We start from the raw sequence: 18,022 nt of genomic DNA, 5'->3' as shown, positions 1-18,022 counted from the left end.
TTGGGCTCCATGGCAAGCGGGCGCTGCGGGCCTCAGCCGCCGTGAATCGGGATGGGTTTCAGGCCAGCTTTGCTGGATGTATTCGGCAATTTCATTGGACGAAAGACGTCCGTGAGAACATGTTGTTGCAACAGATAACGGGCATAGGCAAGCGGCCGGGTATAAGTCAGGGTATGCATGCGTCGGTCGCCCGCTTCTGCAAATGAGGTGCGGCCTGGTTTGGAGTTGACTTCAATTAGCCAGAGTTGGCCCTCTGCATCTGCTCCGAAATCAAGCCCCAATTCGGCTAACCTGCCGAAACGGCTTTCCAGCAGGGTGGGGATAAGCGTAGCAGTCTGCCGGATGCTCTTCAGCAGAGTTTCCGTGCGGTTCGTTCCATATCGCTGGAGCAGATATGCGTGGGCAGGATATGCTTTCCCCCCACCGTGAAGATTGGACGTGAGTGAACCTTCGGGTCCTTCCCGTACCATACATCCGGTAAGCGTCCAGCGACCTTGCCCATTCTTTTGCATTAGAGCCCGTATGTCGAATGCTCTTCCATGATGGCTAAGCTCCAGATATGGCTGCACGATCATCTTACGTTCAGCCTGATGTAATGCTAGCCAGGAAGAAACAGCCTGGGTATGGTTGAATGTAAGAAAAAAGGTTTCATTGTCCTCGTTACGCCCCTCCACGATCCATGTTGATGGAGTCGTTCCCCGAGACAGGCGAAAGGTATTTTTGCCATGAGTCCCGGATACCGGTTTGAAGAACAGTCCTTTGGGCCAACGGTCCAGCCATGTTTCCCAAGGAATATGCGATCCGATCCGGGTTGTGGGAGCAAGTTGTGACCTCAATTCAGGATTTCGGGACAACACACGATGTACCTCCCATTTTCCTGGAAGGGAAGCAGACCAATAACGGTGTTGATCTGTGCCGTTGGTTGGTATCCATTCCTTAAGCTGTTGTCTGACGTACCTGGAGATAGGGCGAAGACAACGATCCATAATGAGATCGACTGCAGGAACAGGTACCGAATTCCACTTCCCTTGATGATAGACATATCCCCATTGAAGAGGGAGATGGACTGCATCATTCGATATCGGGATCACAATAATCTGAAGGGCGTATTTCATGCTCCCCAAACTGAGACGACGGCAGAAAAGTTCATCCGTAAAGGGAGGTGAGCCTTCGGTTGCACGTACCAGAATGGCCAGTGTCTTGGTCTGAGATGTTGGAAACATTACGCTACACCTCTCCTCTATCAGATTTGTTTCCAATAGGGAATAACTTTTCAAAAACCCGCCAGGTACGTAGAATATTCAAGCATGGCTTTGACGGAAGGGCGGATCTTGCTCTCACTCAGTGGTGTATTATCATTCTTGGATGGTTTGGAGTTGACTTCGAGCAGCCATACGCGCCCAGTGGTGTCCAAGGCCAGATCAATACCAAGTTCACCAAAATGAGCAGGGATGGCACTCTCGATCCCTTTAGCGATATCCAGTGCTGCGGTGTGCAATCCTGCATATGCGGAAGCTTTGGCTGATCCAGACAACTGTGTTTTGGCAACAGCATCCTTGACGGTGCTGAGACTTCCACCCCGTGCCAGATTGGATACGTAGTGACTCCCGCCCGCAATCCGGGCGACGATGGAGGTTACACTCCATTTACCTGTACGGTTCTTTTGCACGAGCGCACGGAAATCCACGGGTCTGCCACTGTTGTCAATGAGAGTCAGCCCTTGTTGGATCTGATAACGCGTTGTTTTCATTTTCCCCGACATACTGGCATACAGTTTATCCAGAGAAGTATACGTTTGTTTCCGGGTGCCCCCGACGCCAGTCGCCAGAGTCAGGAAGCTTCCGTCAATCTGACGTGAGACCCGGATGATCCCTTTACCCAAAGAACCGCGTACGGGCTTCAGAAATACAACCGGATGTCGGTTGCACATCGTCTTGAGCATGGCAGACGTCTTGAGCAAATGAGACTCGGGAAGAACTCGTTTAAGCGTTGAAATGGACTTGAGTGCGTCAAACACTTCGTTTTTGTCCAGAAACTTTTCATTGAAGGTTTGCGTGCCGTAGAGCGATTTTACTTCTTTCATAAAATGCTGTACGCTAGGTTTGTTCTCAAGCTTGCGGGACGTTAGCCGGTTATTGACGACGTCTGCTACAGGCAGAACAGTCTTTTTCCAGCCGTCATCATACACCCAGCCTTTCATATAACCCGTTACCGCTCCAATATCCTCCGGTGTGAAAAAGGATACATAGGCGCCTTGCTTACGGCAGGCGTTCACCAGTTCTTGACAGAACATCGTGATGGAGCCAAAGGGCCGATCGGGCTGATCGGGATAATCCTGGCTAACCAGTACACTGATGTAGGGTCCAAGGCGAAGCGTACGGCTGGCTGAACGATAGGATACCCTCAGGACCGAACGTGGAACGAGACCGGTCTTGCTGGCAACTGTCTGATTGATGCGCAGCCCGTCATACCTTGGTACCGGAATAACAGTGACTTCGCGGCGGAAAGAGCCAAATTGCAACTGAAGCGGCCTTCCTGAAGGGATTTTAAGCGCCTTAAGCACCCCTTCGCCCAGCATGATGACGTCGTCCTGCAGGATGCCCGAGCCGGTAACCTGAATCGTTACTTTTTTAGTGGACATCACGGATCTCCTTCCGGGCGGCAACTTGATGTCTGATCTCGAAGTTGAACGGCATCTGAACATGGCATGTGCTTCATCATATGAGGACATATAACCCTTGGTGATTGACCCATATGGATTAAATGCATTTGATTTCGAGGCAGGTTATGGATGGCCTGTTTCAGAGCGCCCTTGTTTGACAGGAGAGAAAAGCGTGTATTAACACGGATGAACAAACCAATCTGAGGAGGAATAATAGTGAACATTTATGACAAAGCCAATGATTTGGCCAAAGCACTGAGAGAAAGCAGCGAGGTGGAAGAGATTACTTCCGCGATGAAGCTGATTGAAGCTGATCCGGATGCAAAAGCAATGCTGGATAACTTCCGTGATCAACAAATGGAATTGCAACAACGTATGATGAGCGGGGATATGCCAGCTCCGGATGAGATGGAGAAAATGGAGAAGCTGTTTGAAGTACTGAGTTTGAATCTGAACATCCGTCGTTTGTTTGATGCGGAGCGTCGCCTCAGTGTCATCATTGAAGACGTGAATAAAATTATTGCTGACAGCCTGGGTCATCTGTACGGTGGCGCTGAAGCGTAAAAAGGTAGTTCAAAAAGTCCACTTTTGATTACGAAGGATGCCTAGCTTCATTCCATCTTCTCGGTACTGAAAACTGATCTTTTTGAACACGTACTAAAAGGTTGTCTTGTTTTTTTATCTGAACCTTTCATATTAGCTCCTTATCGTTCATAGACTAGACATATAGAGTCGATCAAGAACGAAGGAGCTGTGAATGGTGAAGAGGTTGAAAAAAGCAAAACATGTGATCTATCTGCTTATTGCGTTGTCGATGCTGGTCATTGCACTGCCGCGGATTTCCTTTGCTGGAGGAATGGACTGGGTTAATATTTTTGGCATCGTATGGGTGCTGTTCTCCTTATTAATCGTTGGTGCACATCTGCATTTTATTCTCGGTGTGGATGAAGAGAAGAAGCGTGCACTGGAAGCCGTTCGCCGGGCGAAGCTGCGGCAGTGGGAGATGAAACTGCTGGACAAGCAGGAGCGGAGCGAGTCTGTATAAGGTACAGTATGAGATCCAACATGGAAGACCGGAATCCCTTGGTACAAAGGGGCCCCGGTCTTTTTTGGTACATACAGAATTAGAGGTTAATGGGATGATTAAATTCAGATGGCGAACTTGCCTGTGAGAATGGGTAGGGGTGGGGTTATTTTCCTAAAGCCGTGTTATAATAGATACAGTATAGTACAGATGCATCTTCGGGGGTGGTACAGTTGGACGGACAGGAAGAGAACGTCACGAAGCATGAACAGTTACTTCAACATATTGAACAACTGAAGGTTGGCAGCAAAATATCAGTACGTGGACTTGCGCGGGAGCTGGGTGTAAGTGAAGGGACAGCGTATCGTGCGGTGAAAGAGGCGGAGAACTTCGGGCTGGTCGTGACCAAGGAACGAATTGGAACGGTGCGGATCGAGAAGAGACCTCGGGGCATGTCGGAACAGTTGACCTTTGCTGATGTTGTGACCATTGTGGAGGGCCATGTGCTGGGGGGTAACGAAGGTCTCGCCAAACCGCTGCACAAGTATGTGATTGGCGCGATGAAGGAACAGGCAATGGCCCGTTATATTGACGCTGGGAGTCTGCTGATTGTAGGTAACCGTGAAGATGCTCACTCGCTTGCCCTCGAACAGGGAGCGGGCGTGTTGATTACGGGTGGTTTTGGGACAAGTCGTGAAGTAAGAATTATGGCTGACGAGCTTGGGCTACCGATTATTTCATCCAGACATGATACATTCACGGTAGCTTCAATGATTAACCGTGCGATCTTCGACCGGCTGATTAAGAAAAAAATTATGCTTGTTGAGGATATCATTGGTCAGAAACCTCGCTTGCAGGTGCTGAAGGTGACCAGTTCAGCCGCAGATTTTCATATGTTGGTTTCAGAGACGGGTGAACATCGCTTCCCGGTCGTGGATGAATGGAACCGGGTCATCGGGATTGTGAGTCTGAAGGATGTCAGTGAGCTGAAAGAAGATCAAAGTATTGAGAAATGTGTGATACGCCGCCCGATTACGGCTTCATTGCAGACATCTCTTGCTTCTGCTGCCCAGATTATGACCTGGGAAGGCATCGATTTTCTGCCAATCGTGGATCGGAATCGCAAACTGATTGCGTCCGTCACACGCAAGGAAGTGCTTCAGGCCATGCGGGATGCACAGAAGCAGCCACAACTGGGAGAGACGTTTGATCATCTGATCTGGAACGGGTTTGCCGAGGAGCGTGGTGAACAGAACGAATTGTTATTTCACGGATTCATCATTCCTCAGATGGCAACGGATCTGGGTACGATCTCCGAAGGTGTTCTGTTGAATGTGATGACACAGGCTGGCCGGCGGGCAGCGTGGGATGTTACAGGGAACGACCATGTGGTGGATAATGTAACAACTTATTTTGTTCGACCGGTACAGATTGAGGATCAGATCCTGGTTCGACCGTTAATTCTGGAAACCAGTCGTCGAACGTGCAAAATGGACATTGTGGTTACCCGTGAAGGCAGTGTGGTATGCAAAGCGGTAATGACATTGCAGTCGATTGACCATGCCTAGCAGGGTACGTTGCCTCGGGTATAGACAAAGAGAGTACTCCCTGATCAAGAAGCTCTGCCGGGTTGCGCTGTCGCGCGGTTCTGGCTTCGCTTAATGAAGGGGAAGTACTCTCTTTTTGCAGTCACAACGATAGAGCTTCAACGAATCATGCAGATTGTCCGGAGGTTTTACCTGATCCATTACTGGACCGTTGTTGAAGCCGCGCATAATAACTGCGGTTACGTATTCCGGCAAATACATTGTACGCACCCATAATCAGAAATAGCGCTTCCACAATCACAGATAAAGTGGAGCCCGTGAAGACAAACATCAGGATCAGGGCAAGAACAACAAGCATGCCACCCATCCAGATATTTGTCCACGAACGGTACAGACCGGCGCTGGCAGCATCCGAACTTCTGTGTGAACGAATACTGTTCAACGCTGCAAAAACCATGGCAACAGCAAAGATGGCGATTAGAGCATATTTGAGTACATCAATGAACACAAAGACGCAGCTCCTTTTCTGGAAAGCATTTACTGCCCTTATTGTACCATGGAGAGATGCAGACAAGGGCAGTTTTTTGCTGTTACGCAGGAACGTGCATGCGAATCTGTACCCAAACTTGCAGTACGCCTTCCATAACCAGCATCGTTTTGACCTGAACGGTGTATTCCTTTTCCCTGACTGAGTACACTTTCTGATTCAGCATGATTCGCGTCATTTTGCTATACTCATCGATGTTGAATACATCTCTGCCCCGAAGCACCTCAAGTTCGTCTCCGAGCTTCTGTAACATCACTTTCAGAGAAGCCTCGTCTGGCCCCTTATCCGATTCTTCTGCACGGACTTTGATTTCCTTGATAACGGTTTGGCGTTTACTGTATTTTTTCAGCGTTTTGATATCCTCCTCATTCTGATGCAGCTGAAGCTGCAGCTCCTGATTGTTCAGCCACAACGCATTGTAACTCAGGTGAAATACGCCGTTGTAGACGACACATCCAGCGATCATTCCCAGAACAAACACAGCGGTCATTCGCATCAGCGGGCGGTAACGAGAAAATGGCGGAACTCTCATGAACGCTGTTCCTGTCTCATATTAGCTCCGGCCTCCGCCGCACACCCATTTCACTAACTCGGTTCCCATATGCGCGCCCATAAAAGCAGAGATCAGATACAGGATTTGTTTGACCGCCGGAGACAGGTTACCATCCAGAAAATTGCTCTCGATGACACGCATGGGATCTATTGTGCCGCCAACAGCGGCTGCGAGTGCCCATATCTTTATTTTTCCAGAAATATCGAGCATCGTCTGTGTCGGAGGCTGAAGAGAGATCACTGCTCCAATACCTCCGATCATCGCGCCGCCCAGCACGATTCCAAACGCAATAAAGAAATCAAGAATGGCTTTGGACAAAAATGTGCTCACTGGCAACACCCCTTTCAGACCTAGCAGCACACCTCCTGTCTTCGGTCTGTCACAGGGGGAGCGGCTTGTACTTCTATTGTATGGGCGTGCCCCCAAACGTTATGATAGAATGTCGATAAAAATGTATCGAGCGATTAAAGTTACTCACAGTCTGGCAGGGGAGATAAAGATATGAACTTGGAGACGAAATACGGATTGTTATTCAGAGACTGGACCATGGTGCTGAAAGATGCCGTGCAGGTCAGCTTGCTCGCAGGGGAAAAGTATAACTTCGGCACAGGTGTAGCTGTGAGGTCTGCTGCCGTGTCTGGCGTGGAGTTGGTTCTTGGAGTTAGCGGCGATGGAGAGGTTGAACTGGAAGAGGGCATCCACTCCATTCGTCCCCATGACTTGTTTCTAATCGAAAAAGGGCAGTCGACCTTTCTGGTCAACCGGGGTTCAACTCCACTGGTCTGTTATATCATTCAATGTCATAGGGTTCGGCTGACGCAGGAGCTGGCGCCCACGGAAGACCCATGGGACAAGCAGAATGATGAGGACGATCACGAGCTTGAGCCAAGCAGCTTCGTTGCTCTTCAACATGCTGCTGTGGAGGATATTAAGAAGATCGTGGAGGCATTTCAACATACTGACTTGCATGATCCGATGTGGTGTCATCTTCTTTTTCAACAATGGATATGTAAATTGGTCGAGCATATAAGAAGGGATGCTGAACCCGAAGTTCACTCGCAACAGCCCGATCAGGCTGTACAAAGAACGATTGACTACCTAGATGAACATTACGACGAACCTGTCACTGTCCAGCAACTGGCGCAGATGGCTAATGTCAGCCGCAAATGGTACACCGTAAGGTTCAGGGAAATCACGAATCAAAATCCAAGTGATTATATCACCGAATTACGCATGAAACGGGCCAAGGAGTTATTGAATCTTACTGGAGACAGTGTCTATGAGATTGCCCGTAAGGTCGGTTATGAAGATGAGCATTATTTCAGCCGAAGATTCAAGCAAAAAGTAGGACGTTCCCCCCGTCTGTATCTGCATAATCGTCGATATTTAGGAACCACGATGACTGCACCTGAGCTGTTATATACACTTGGGATGACTCCAATAGCTGCCCAAGCGCCGTTTTGTGAATTTCCGCATTACCTGAAAGAATCGTTCAAGCAAGTTCGCAAGTGGGAGAGAAGTCATGTACTCAACCTGGAAGAGATTCGGAGGATGAAACCCGATCTGATCATTGCGTCCGCATGGCAGGACAGCATGAATTATGAGCAACTTAACCGAATTGCAACAACGGTGCTTCTGCCTGAGCGCAGCAACTGGAGAGAGGAACTAAGAGATCTGGGAGAATTATTAGGAAAAAGCAAACAGGCGCTGCAAGTGATCAGCAATTTTGATGAGGGGCTGTACCAGGCAAGAGAACAGTTACAGACGCTTATTCCTGATGAGACTATCGTCTACATTCGTCTGACCCGTGAGGGAATAACGCTTTATGGGGAACAGTCTTCAAGGGGGAGTATGCTGTACCGGGAGCTGGATTTGAACATGCCCAAGGCATCTCTTTTTTCTGGGGAGGGAACGCTGGTTGCCGTTGAACATCTCGCTGAAATTCAGCCTGATCATATTCTGCTTCAGATGGAGGATGGGGTAGATGCCCGGCTTCATCTTTATGATCACCCGATGTGGGATCGGCTTCTGGCTGTGCAGAATCATCAGGTGTATGTGCTTAGCAATACGGAGTGGTATAATTTCTCGTTTTCCCCACTTGCCACTCAATATGCCATTCATGAGATGTTAGATCTTTTGAAGAGGAAGAGACTGATAAGACGTATGACCTGAACTTGCCGACTTCGCAAAAATCCAAATCGGGACGCCCAAATATCCATTCATTAATATCTGGGTGTGTATATAATGAGAATGAGAATCGTTATTATTTAAACACCGAAGGGGATAAACAGATGAAACATTCGAACAAATGGTTTGGATTAGGAATGATCCTTACCTTGCTACTGGCTACAGCTTGCGCGGGGACGAATGGAGAGAAGGCGGAACCCAATGCGGGAACCGAACCTCAGACACAAGCACAGCGCGTGGTTGCGACTTCGGTGACATATCCTGATTTTTTGTATGTTCTTGGTGTGACTCCTGTGGCTGCAGAGAACTATCATTCGGATTATCCGGATTATTTGGAAGGCAAATTCGACAGCGTGCCTAAGTTAGGTAATGGTTCCAACATGGAGGGCATTCTCGCAACCGATCCGGATATCATTATCGCGCCGAAATGGCGGGATGAGAAATTATATGACCAGTACGCCAAGATTGCCAAAACAGTTCTTCTTCCCGATAGGGACAATTGGCGGGATGAATTGAAGGATATGGGTGAGGCGCTGGGCAAGCAGAAGGAAGCGGAGCAGGCTATACAGGATTATGATAAGAAAATTGCGACTGCTCGCGATGAGCTAAAAGCTCTTGTAGGAGACGAGACGTTTATTTACTTAAGAATCATGCCCAAAGAAAGCTATGTTATGGGTGAACTGTCCAACAGAGGTATGGTGATTCATAAAGAGCTTGGATTGAAAACGGTAGCAGCCTATCCTAAAAATGAAGGGAGTGTGCCGGTCTCGCTGGAACTGCTTACCGAATATCAGGCTGATCACATCATTCTCCAAATTGATGGTGGCGATGACAACACGAATGCCCAGAAATTATACGATGAAATGAAAGAGAGTAACATCTGGAAAGGAATGAAGGCAGTCAAGGAAGATCAGGTATATCTGGTTGGGGACAAGGAGTGGATGAACTTTGGGTACTCATCCGTCGCTACTTTGAATGCAGTCGAGGATATTGTTTCTGTAATTAGGGAGAGAAATCACTAAGATGAAGAATACACAATCTAATTCGGTGGAGCGCGTTATTCGTGAGCGAAGAACAGTACGGTCATTCAGCAACAGACCCGTATCTGAGGATAAGCTGCTTGAATTGCTTGAGGCTGCGGTGTGGGCTCCGTATCATTCCAAACAAGAACCATGGCGCTTTATCGTTTTTATGAACGAGGGTCGTAAAATGTTCAGCAATGCTGTGCTATCGACATATACACCACAAGAACTCGAACAGTTTGGGCAGAGTGCAGCGAAGGACTATTGTGAAGACACGCCAGTGCATGTGTGCGTTGTGGTTCGACAGGGTACGGATCGTTGGAAAAATGAAGAGGCTTTGCTCGCAGCTGCTGGGCTGATTCAGAATTTGCAATTGCTCGCCTGGGAAGAACGCATCGGACTGGTATGGAAAACAAACGAATACAACCGGGAGGATACGTTTGCCGCGAAAATAGGCCTGAATTCCGGCGAACGGTTGGTGGGGACACTTCATCTTGGGTACCTTCGAGAAGATGCTGTTTCACGACCTGTAAGCAGAAAACCGGCAGAGCAACTCATTACCTGGATTCGTCATGAAGAGGGATAAGAAGGTTACACAGACTTGTAAAAAGAGACGTACAGATATTATGATATATCTGTTACCTCTCTTTTTTTTGTTCCCAGTCACACGTTTTTGCAAAGTTTAGCATACGTCTTTTATTTATAGATTTTCAATGGAATGTCTTTAGTGGGGAAAGGAAGAAAAAAACATGAGTTCTTTTGTGCATTTGCACGTTCACAGCGAATACAGTTTGCTGGACGGCGCTGCGCGTATTCCGGATCTCGTGAATAAGGCTGCAGATCTGGGAATGACGACACTTGCGCTGACCGACCATGGCGTGATGTATGGTGCAATTCCTTTCTATAAAGCCTGCGTTGAACGAGGCATCAAGCCAATTATAGGGTGCGAGGCATACATGACAGCAGGGTCCCGCAAAGAGCGGGGAAGCCGCAAGGATCAACCGATTCATCATTTGATTTTGTTAGCCAAAAATATGACGGGTTACCGTAATCTGATGAAATTGTGCTCGATTGGACATCTCGAAGGCTTTCATTACAAACCCCGTGTAGATATGGAAAGTCTGGCTGCCCATCACGAGGGCATTATCTGTCTAAGTGCGTGTCTTGGTGGTGAAGTACCACAACATTTACTGCATGGACGAGAAGAAGAGGCGAGACGTGCGGCGTTACGCTACAAAAATATTTTTGGTGACGACTTCTATCTGGAACTTCAGGATCACGGGCTGTCGGAGCAAAAAAGGGTGAATCCGCAGTTGATCAAACTGGCTGCCGAGCTGGAGATTCCGCTTGTAGCCACCAATGATGCACATTATCTGTCCGAAGAGGACGCGGAGCTTCAGGATGTACTGATCTGTATCGGAACAGGCAAGACCGTGGATGATGAGGCTCGGCTCCGAATTGGAACCAATCAGCTCTATCTGAAAAGTGAAGAAGAGATGGCTCGTTTGTTTCCTCATGTACCGGAAGCTCTGGCAAACACCGTCCGCATTGCGGATTCCTGTGAGTTGAAGCTGGAATTCGGCAAATCGATTTTGCCGGAATACAGACCGCTTCCTGAAGGACTCAGCCCTTCGGTGTATCTGCGTCAGCTGTGCGAAGAAGGAATGAAGGAGCGTTATGCGCAGTCCACACGTTGGACAGATGCAGAGCTTCGATCCGAACTCGAACAACGATTGGCGTATGAGCTGGGTATAATCGACAGCATGGGATTCTCGGATTATTTCCTGATTGTTTGGGATTTTATCGCCTATGCGCATAAACAAGGCATTGTTACTGGACCGGGCCGGGGCTCCTCGGCAGGTAGTCTGGTAGCGTACACTTTGCATATTACCGATGTTGATCCGATGAAATACAACCTGCTCTTCGAACGATTCCTAAATCCCGAGCGGATCTCTATGCCGGATATTGATATTGACTTCAGCGATGAGCGGCGGGATGAGGTCATTGATTATGTCGCGCATAAATATGGCAAAGCCCATGTCGCCCAGATCATTACGTTTGGAACGATGGCTGCCCGTGCAGCCGTACGTGATGTTGGGCGGGCCCTGAATGTGCCTTATGGCGAAGTGGACAAGGCTGCAAAGCTGATTCCGGCGCAACTTGGTATTAACATCGAGCGGGCTATGGAAGCTACACCTGAGCTGAAGGCGCTGTATGAAACGAAGCCTAAGACACGTGAGCTGTTGGATATGGCGATGAAGGTCGAGGGCATGCCACGTCATGCTTCGACCCATGCTGCGGGAGTGGTTATCTCCCGTGACCCGCTGACCGATGCGGTGCCACTTCAGGAGGGCAGTGAAGGGACAGCGTTAACCCAGTATTCCATGGAAAACCTGGAGTCTATTGGGCTGCTTAAGATGGACTTTCTTGGTTTGCGTACCCTCTCAATCATTGAGCGGTGTGTACGCTGGATTGGGGAACATGGAGAAATTCCGGATTTCCGCCTTATCCCCGATGATGATCCGTTAACGTACGAGATGCTTGGGCGAGGGGACACGATGGGCATATTCCAACTGGAATCTGCCGGGGTACGCCGTGTGCTGAAAGAGATGAAGCCAAGTAGTTTTGAAGATGTAATCTCTGTACTTGCCTTGTACCGTCCGGGTCCGATGGAGTTCATATCCAAATACATTCAGGGCAAGCATGGACAGATTGAAGTGGGTTACCCCCATGTGGATCTGGAGCCTATCCTGAAAGATACGTACGGGATCATCGTGTATCAGGAACAGATCATGCAGATAGCCTCCCGGATGGCGGGTTTCTCGCTGGGTGAGGCAGATTTGCTCCGCAGAGCGGTCTCCAAGAAGAAACGGGAAGTGCTGGATCTGGAGCGTGGACACTTTGTACAAGGCAGCCTGAAACAAGGGTATAGCGAAGAAGAGGCAGACCTGGTCTATGATATGATCGTCAAGTTTGCAAACTATGGCTTCCCGCGTGCTCATGCCGCGGCATATGGTGTGCTTGCGTTCCAGACGGCTTATCTGAAGGCGCATTATCCGGTTCATTTTATGGCATCCATGTTAACAGCCGTAATGGGCAGTCATCGGAAAGTGGCAGAGTACGTGGTGGAATGTCGGCGTATGGACATGGAGGTGCTTCCGCCGGATGTGAATGAGAGCGGTATTCTGTTTACACCTGTATTTGTGCCGTCCGGCAGCGCAGGAGCCGGGGATCAGAGCAATGCATCACAGCAGACTGCGGGAGCAGATGCAGAGAGTAACCCCGGAAGCCCTGCCGAAGAACATGCCACGAATGGTAACGGGAGTTCCTTCAGGGAAGATCGAGTTCATGAGCATGATGGGCATTCGGGACAAACCGAATATGGTGAAGCACCTCTACCGGATGATCCCGGTCCTGGACCGGAAGAGGACGGTGGTGGATATGAGTGGCAGGCAGCGACAACCATGCCTGAGGCATCCGACAACCGGAAGGAACCGGGATTGGTGACGGTTTCTTCAATGGATAATGGTAATGACGAAGGACAAGAGGCGTCTTCCTCGCGCGCGGAGCAAGAGGAGCTGTCCTCTGTGGAGAAGAACGTTGCAGTGTCTAATGATAATTCGGATGAGGAAAAATTAACGGGTGCAATACGATTTGGTCTGGCCGCTGTGAAAAATGTCGGTACCCAGGCAATGGAAAGCATTATGATCGTAAGGCAGGAGAGACCGTTCGACAGTTTGCTCGATTTTTGTCGTCGTGTGGATTTGCGTGTATGCAACAAACGTGTGATTGAATCGCTGATCCAGGCCGGAGCTTTTGACACATTACCTGGGCACCGGGCCCAATTGCTGGCGATGCTGGATGAGACTGTTGAAGCAGCGTTGAAATGGCGCAAGGAACGTGAGGATCTGCAGATTCAATTGTTCGACTTTGTTGAGACGCCAAACTGGGAGATTGAATATCCGGAAATTCCTCCGTATTCCTCAGGGCAGCAACTGGAGCTAGAGCGAGAGTTGTTAGGTTTGTATCTCTCTGGGCATCCTCTGGATGACTATGAAGATGTGCTGGAATCGAGTGGGGCTGACCGGATCATGGAGCTGACCGAGGCGGCAGACGACACGATGACCGTCGCCGCGGGTATGGTTGTGTCTGTGAAGTCGATCACGACGAAACAGGGCAAGGCTATGGCGTTCATGGAGCTGGAAGACCAGATTGAACGCTGTGAAGTGGTTCTCTTTCCAGAGGTATGGCGGCGTAGCCAGCAACATGTCGGGAAAGGTGAACTGCTCGTCGTGCGTGCCAAAGTGCAGCAACAGGACGAAGGGTTTAAGCTGCTGGCTGAGGAAGTGGTGCCGTTGTCACCGGCGGCACTGGAGCAGCAGCTGCGCAACCGTGACCGGCGCGTCAAGCCCGGCAGCGGCAGCTCTTCGCGTCCGGCGCAGGCGGCTTCGCCGCGGCGACCAGCGGGCGCAGGAGCCGAAGCGCAGCGCAGTAGCGCAGGCGGGGATGCTTCCGCTGTGCGTAGCAGCGGGAGCCAAGGCTCGGCAGCGACGCGCAGCGATGCGGCGGCTTCCCGGCCTGGCGGTGCCGCTGAGGCGGCAGGCAGCCCGGAGCAGAGCCGTGAACCGCGGGCTGTGGAGCAGCGGGTGTTCGTGAAGATTGCCCCGCATGCGGAGAAGCCGGAGCTTCTGGCACGTCTGAAGCAGTTGCTTCAGGAGCATCCCGGACCTGTGGCGACAGTGCTCTTCTATGAGCAACAGCAGAAGCTGCTTGCGCTGAGTGATGCCTACCGGATTAAGCCATCACCAACCTTGTTCTCCGAGATGGAGAAAATGCTGGGTGAAGGCACGGTCAAAATTAAATAAGAGGCTGTCCCGTAAGTGATAGCACTTATCCATAGTATGAAACCTGTTTGGCTCAATGCTGAACAGGTTTTTTTTGATTATTTTGGTGCGAGCTCGGTTCCCTGACGACAGGGTTTAAACAAACAAATTGCAGACTTGTTATAGGCCAGCTACAGACCAGAGCGGAATGTACAATCCTGAAACAGGTTTAGGCTGCGACTGGTCTTAACCATCCGCACATTTTATGAACATTTTAACAGGTTGCTGCATACACTTGAGAACACCGAAGGACCTCGTGGTCCTCGGGGGATTGATGCGGGAGGTCGAGATATGTCATATGAAATCGTAGAAGCCATGCTGGCCCGGCGGGGTGTACGGATTGATGCAATCGCAGCAATTGTATACCGTCTGCAAAAAGGGTACCACCCCGAACTGACCTTGGACGACTGTGTAACCAGCGTGAAATCCGTTCTGCAGAAACGAGAGGTGCAATATACGCTCTATACGGGTATTGCTCTCGACGAACTTGCGGAGAAAAAACTCTTGCCCCAACCGTTACAGGCTATTATGGAAGCGGATGAATCCCTGTATGGAGTGGACGAGACTCTGGCCCTCGGCATTACTCATGTGTATGGTATGATTGGTTTAACCAGCTTTGGTTACCTGGATAAAGAAAAAATAGGTGTAATTCATGATTTGAACGAACACACAACAGCCATTCATGTCTTTTTGGATGATCTGGTCGCAGGGGTGGCTGCTGCGGCTTCTGCCCGGATTGCACACAAAAATATTAAAGCCAAAAAATACCCCTCAGACCTTTAACCCCCTGTATTCCCATGCTTGTGTGTTATGGTCAATCTAATGGCTCATATGAAGGTCTTCAAGGGCGGCTGACGCTGCCCTGATAAGCTTGCGGCTGCTTATGGAAGAGGTATGAACAAGAAGATTTCGTCAACCATATGAGTTATTCGTGGGGGACTAATGTCCCTCATGATCCCAAATTCTCCCCAAAGGTCCCGAACCCTTTCTTGCAGAAAAAAAGTGAGGTATGTTATCATTAGTCCAATATACGGGCTCTGAACATTAGCTTAGGGGGCGGACAAGGCATGTGGACGGTGATTTACATTGCACCGACAGCAAAGGTTGCGGACAAGATCAAGACCAAGCTTTCGGAAGAAGGTTTTCTGGTACAGACCCGTCCCATCAGTTTATCCAAGCAGCAATTTGAGATTCGCGTCCCTTCTGGGGAATTGGAAGAGGTCCAGGAAGTGTTGAATTCCATTCTGCATTCCTGATTTGTTCGACATCAACGTGCCTTGGCAGATGAAGAAGTACCATCGGTACATAAGGGACTAATCGCGTAAGCGGAGAGAGGAATCGACTTGCATGTATTGTATGCTGCTGTCCTTCCTTCTTTTTTTGTTAGGACAAGGACCGACCTGGTTGCTCCCGGAGACCCTACCAAGATAGATTCAAACATCGGCGCAACAATCTTTCGGTTTTTGCAGGTAACATCAATCGTGCTGACAGAAGCCGGTGATCCTTGCCCTGTACCGGCGGATTTTTTTGTTGTGAATGCTGGACAAGGCCCATGGCAGCGTGTGGGTCGTAAGCGGTTTACCGTAACACGCGGATGAAGCTGCCACAAGCAGCGCTCTGCAGGTTGCGGCCATCAAATCAACGGCTGGAGAGGTGTAGTTGTGTTCAAAGATATATTCCAGAAGAAACGGAAGTACGCTACCATACCTTCCGAGCGTGCACTTCCCGGCGAAGGCCAGGAAGTCCTAGAACGCCCAAAACGTGAAATACCTGAAGGGCTTATGAACAAGTGCAGCAAATGCGGCACCATTCAATATAGCAAGGAATTGGAGAAAAATCTGAAAGTATGTCCTGCCTGCGGTTACCATATGCGTCTTAACGCTATGGAGCGCATTGCTATGGTACTTGATGATCAAGGATTTGTTGAGTTTGATGCTGATATGATATCGGTTGATCCACTTGGCTTTCCTGGATATAGCAACAAATTGGAACAACAGCGTCTGAAATCGGGCCTGAAGGAAGCGGTAATTACAGGGGAAGGAACCATTGATGGCCTGCCTGTAGTTGTTGCTGTCATGAGCTTTGATTTCTTCACAGGCAGCATGGGTTCTGTTGTAGGGGAGAAAATTACCCGTGCCATTGAGCATGCCACAGAGAAACGGTTACCATTGATTATTTTCTCAACATCAGGTGGTGCCCGGATGCAAGAGAGTATTCTTAGCCTCATGCAAATGGCTAAAACAAGCGCAGCTTTATCCCGTTTAGATGAACAGGGCGGGCTGTACATTTCGGTCATTACGGACCCAACGACAGGTGGAGTCTCGGCAAGTTTTGCGAGCTTGGGCGATATTAACATTGCCGAACCTGGCGCTGTATTTGGTTTTGCCGGCAGAATCGTTATCGAACAGACGATCCGTCAGAAGTTACCTGATGATTTCCAGACGGCTGAATTTAATATGCAACATGGTCAGTTGGACATGGTTGTGCACCGGAAAGAGCTTCGGGCCACTCTTGGCAAGCTTCTGGATATGCATAGTGAAAAAGGAGGGGTCTAAATGGCGGGTGAGTTGCCATATGAAGCGCCTCTGGTTGAGATGCGCAAAAAGATTGATGAACTCGTACAGTTTGGACAGGAAAAAGGGATCGACTTCACGGACGAGATTGCCCGCCTGGAAGAACGTTACCATAGACTTGAAGAAGAGATCTACACTGGCATAACAGCAGCTCAGAAGATGCATCTGGCCCGTCATCAGCAGCGCCCAACGGCGCTGGATCTGATCCAGCTGATATTTACAGACTTCATTGAGCTGCACGGTGATCGCATGTTCGGAGACGATCTTGCGGTTGTTGGCGGACTTGCCAAGTTGAATGGAAAGACAGTAACGGTAATCGGACAACAGCGGGGGAAAGACACGAAGGATAATATCGCCCGCTTTTTCGGTAGCGCTCATCCAGAAGGTTTCCGAAAAGGACTGCGTCTGATGAAACAAGCGAACAAATTTGGCCGTCCTATTATTACGTTTATTGATACTAAAGGGGCGTATCCGGGTAATACTGCAGAAGAGAGAGGTCAATCGGAAGCGATTGCTCGCAACCTGATGGAAATGGCGAAGCTATCGGTTCCTGTTATTGTTGTGGTCATCGGCGAAGGTGGAAGCGGCGGTGCCCTCGCTATGGCTGTGGGTAATCGTGTGTTGATGCTGGAACATGCGATCTATTCTGCAATCTCTCCGAACGGCGCTGCTTCGATTCTCTGGAAGGATGCATCCAAGGCAGATCAGGCGGCTGAAGCAATGAAAATAACAGCCAAAGACCTGCTGGAGATGGAAGTCATTGAAGAGATTGTCCCTGAGCCACGCGGCGGTGCTCATCGGGATTATGAAGCGTCTGCTGCTTTCATCAGTGAAGCGTTGGTCCGTCATCTCGACGATATGAAGGGTTGGAGCGGGGATCAACTGAAACAGGATCGTTATGAGAAATTCCGTAAAATTGGATCGGTCACGTTTGAACCTCAAGCATCCATTGAAGCCCCTCAAGAGCTTGTAAAAGTCGATGTTGCGAGTAATTTGTCGGGAAATGCTGAATAATGTGACGAAT

General features: G+C 49.4%; 17 protein-coding genes. 12 read left to right on the top strand and 5 right to left on the bottom strand.

What is annotated here, in order from left to right:
* Positions 1–32: 32 nt before the first annotated feature.
* The gene (locus tag MHI01_RS09045; protein ID WP_340982966.1) at positions 33–1,223 is read right to left on the bottom strand and encodes a YheC/YheD family endospore coat-associated protein; all 1,191 of its coding nucleotides are present in this window, start codon (positions 1,221–1,223) and stop codon (positions 33–35) included.
* A gap of 50 nt (positions 1,224–1,273) precedes the next feature.
* A complete protein-coding gene (locus MHI01_RS09040) occupies positions 1,274–2,641 on the bottom strand; it encodes a YheC/YheD family endospore coat-associated protein (RefSeq protein WP_036609865.1) in 1,368 nt (455 codons plus the stop codon).
* 237 nt (positions 2,642–2,878) lie between these two features.
* Between MHI01_RS09040 and MHI01_RS09035 the strand changes: the two genes are divergently transcribed.
* The 3 genes from MHI01_RS09035 to MHI01_RS09025 all read left to right on the top strand — a co-directional run bounded on the left by MHI01_RS09035 (position 2,879) and on the right by MHI01_RS09025 (position 5,254).
* On the top strand, positions 2,879–3,226 hold the full coding sequence (locus MHI01_RS09035; RefSeq protein ID WP_036609862.1) for a YlbF family regulator: 348 nt from the start codon (positions 2,879–2,881) through the stop codon (positions 3,224–3,226).
* Positions 3,227–3,422: 196 nt separating this feature from the next.
* Positions 3,423–3,707, top strand: a complete 285-nt coding sequence (locus MHI01_RS09030; RefSeq protein ID WP_085981456.1) for a hypothetical protein — start codon at positions 3,423–3,425, stop codon at positions 3,705–3,707.
* A 212-nt stretch (positions 3,708–3,919) separates the two neighbouring features.
* Positions 3,920–5,254: a DRTGG domain-containing protein gene (locus MHI01_RS09025; protein WP_036609860.1), complete on the top strand. Its 1,335-nt coding sequence runs from the start codon at positions 3,920–3,922 to the stop codon at positions 5,252–5,254.
* Between the two features lie 145 nt (positions 5,255–5,399).
* On the opposite strand, the gene MHI01_RS09020 is transcribed toward MHI01_RS09025, so the two are convergent.
* The 3 genes from MHI01_RS09020 to MHI01_RS09010 form a co-directional block, all read right to left on the bottom strand.
* On the bottom strand, positions 5,400–5,741 hold the full coding sequence (locus tag MHI01_RS09020) for a YtpI family protein (protein WP_017689501.1): 342 nt from the start codon (positions 5,739–5,741) through the stop codon (positions 5,400–5,402).
* 82 nt (positions 5,742–5,823) lie between these two features.
* Positions 5,824–6,312 (bottom strand): hypothetical protein, encoded by a 489-nt coding sequence (locus MHI01_RS09015; protein WP_036609856.1) that lies wholly within the window; start codon positions 6,310–6,312, stop codon positions 5,824–5,826.
* Between the two features lie 21 nt (positions 6,313–6,333).
* Complete coding sequence (locus MHI01_RS09010) at positions 6,334–6,663, bottom strand: YtrH family sporulation protein (RefSeq protein ID WP_026081169.1); 330 nt, start codon at positions 6,661–6,663, stop codon at positions 6,334–6,336.
* Between the two features lie 171 nt (positions 6,664–6,834).
* On the opposite strand from MHI01_RS09010, the gene MHI01_RS09005 reads away from it, so the two are divergent.
* From MHI01_RS09005 to MHI01_RS08965, 9 genes are all read left to right on the top strand, one after another.
* Positions 6,835–8,505 carry an AraC family transcriptional regulator gene (locus MHI01_RS09005; RefSeq protein ID WP_340982965.1) on the top strand — a complete coding sequence of 557 codons (1,671 nt, stop codon included), beginning with the start codon at positions 6,835–6,837 and terminating at the stop codon, positions 8,503–8,505.
* Between the two features lie 119 nt (positions 8,506–8,624).
* The gene (locus MHI01_RS09000) at positions 8,625–9,542 is read left to right on the top strand and encodes an iron-siderophore ABC transporter substrate-binding protein (protein ID WP_338708291.1); all 918 of its coding nucleotides are present in this window, start codon (positions 8,625–8,627) and stop codon (positions 9,540–9,542) included.
* Position 9,543: 1 nt separating this feature from the next.
* Positions 9,544–10,128, top strand: a complete 585-nt coding sequence (locus MHI01_RS08995; protein WP_076252315.1) for a nitroreductase family protein — start codon at positions 9,544–9,546, stop codon at positions 10,126–10,128.
* A gap of 163 nt (positions 10,129–10,291) precedes the next feature.
* A complete protein-coding gene (locus MHI01_RS08990) occupies positions 10,292–14,407 on the top strand; it encodes a DNA polymerase III subunit alpha (RefSeq protein ID WP_340982964.1) in 4,116 nt (1,371 codons plus the stop codon).
* A gap of 309 nt (positions 14,408–14,716) precedes the next feature.
* Positions 14,717–15,208 (top strand): phosphatidylglycerophosphatase A family protein, encoded by a 492-nt coding sequence (locus MHI01_RS08985; RefSeq protein WP_036609851.1) that lies wholly within the window; start codon positions 14,717–14,719, stop codon positions 15,206–15,208.
* A gap of 284 nt (positions 15,209–15,492) precedes the next feature.
* Complete coding sequence (locus MHI01_RS08980) at positions 15,493–15,681, top strand: hypothetical protein (protein WP_017689496.1); 189 nt, start codon at positions 15,493–15,495, stop codon at positions 15,679–15,681.
* Positions 15,682–15,888: 207 nt separating this feature from the next.
* On the top strand, positions 15,889–16,023 hold the full coding sequence (locus MHI01_RS08975) for a hypothetical protein (RefSeq protein ID WP_255319678.1): 135 nt from the start codon (positions 15,889–15,891) through the stop codon (positions 16,021–16,023).
* 63 nt (positions 16,024–16,086) lie between these two features.
* Positions 16,087–16,980: an acetyl-CoA carboxylase, carboxyltransferase subunit beta gene (gene accD, locus MHI01_RS08970; RefSeq protein WP_036609844.1), complete on the top strand. Its 894-nt coding sequence runs from the start codon at positions 16,087–16,089 to the stop codon at positions 16,978–16,980.
* Positions 16,981–18,012 carry an acetyl-CoA carboxylase carboxyltransferase subunit alpha gene (locus MHI01_RS08965; protein WP_036609840.1) on the top strand — a complete coding sequence of 344 codons (1,032 nt, stop codon included), beginning with the start codon at positions 16,981–16,983 and terminating at the stop codon, positions 18,010–18,012.
* Positions 18,013–18,022: the final 10 nt, after the last annotated feature.

It is taken from the genome of Paenibacillus sp. FSL M7-0656 (assembly GCF_038003225.1).
GTDB lineage: Bacteria > Bacillota > Bacilli > Paenibacillales > Paenibacillaceae > Paenibacillus > Paenibacillus amylolyticus.
The sequence above is the reverse complement of the archived record's forward strand: the minus strand, read 5'-3'. Positions and strand labels throughout refer to the sequence as shown.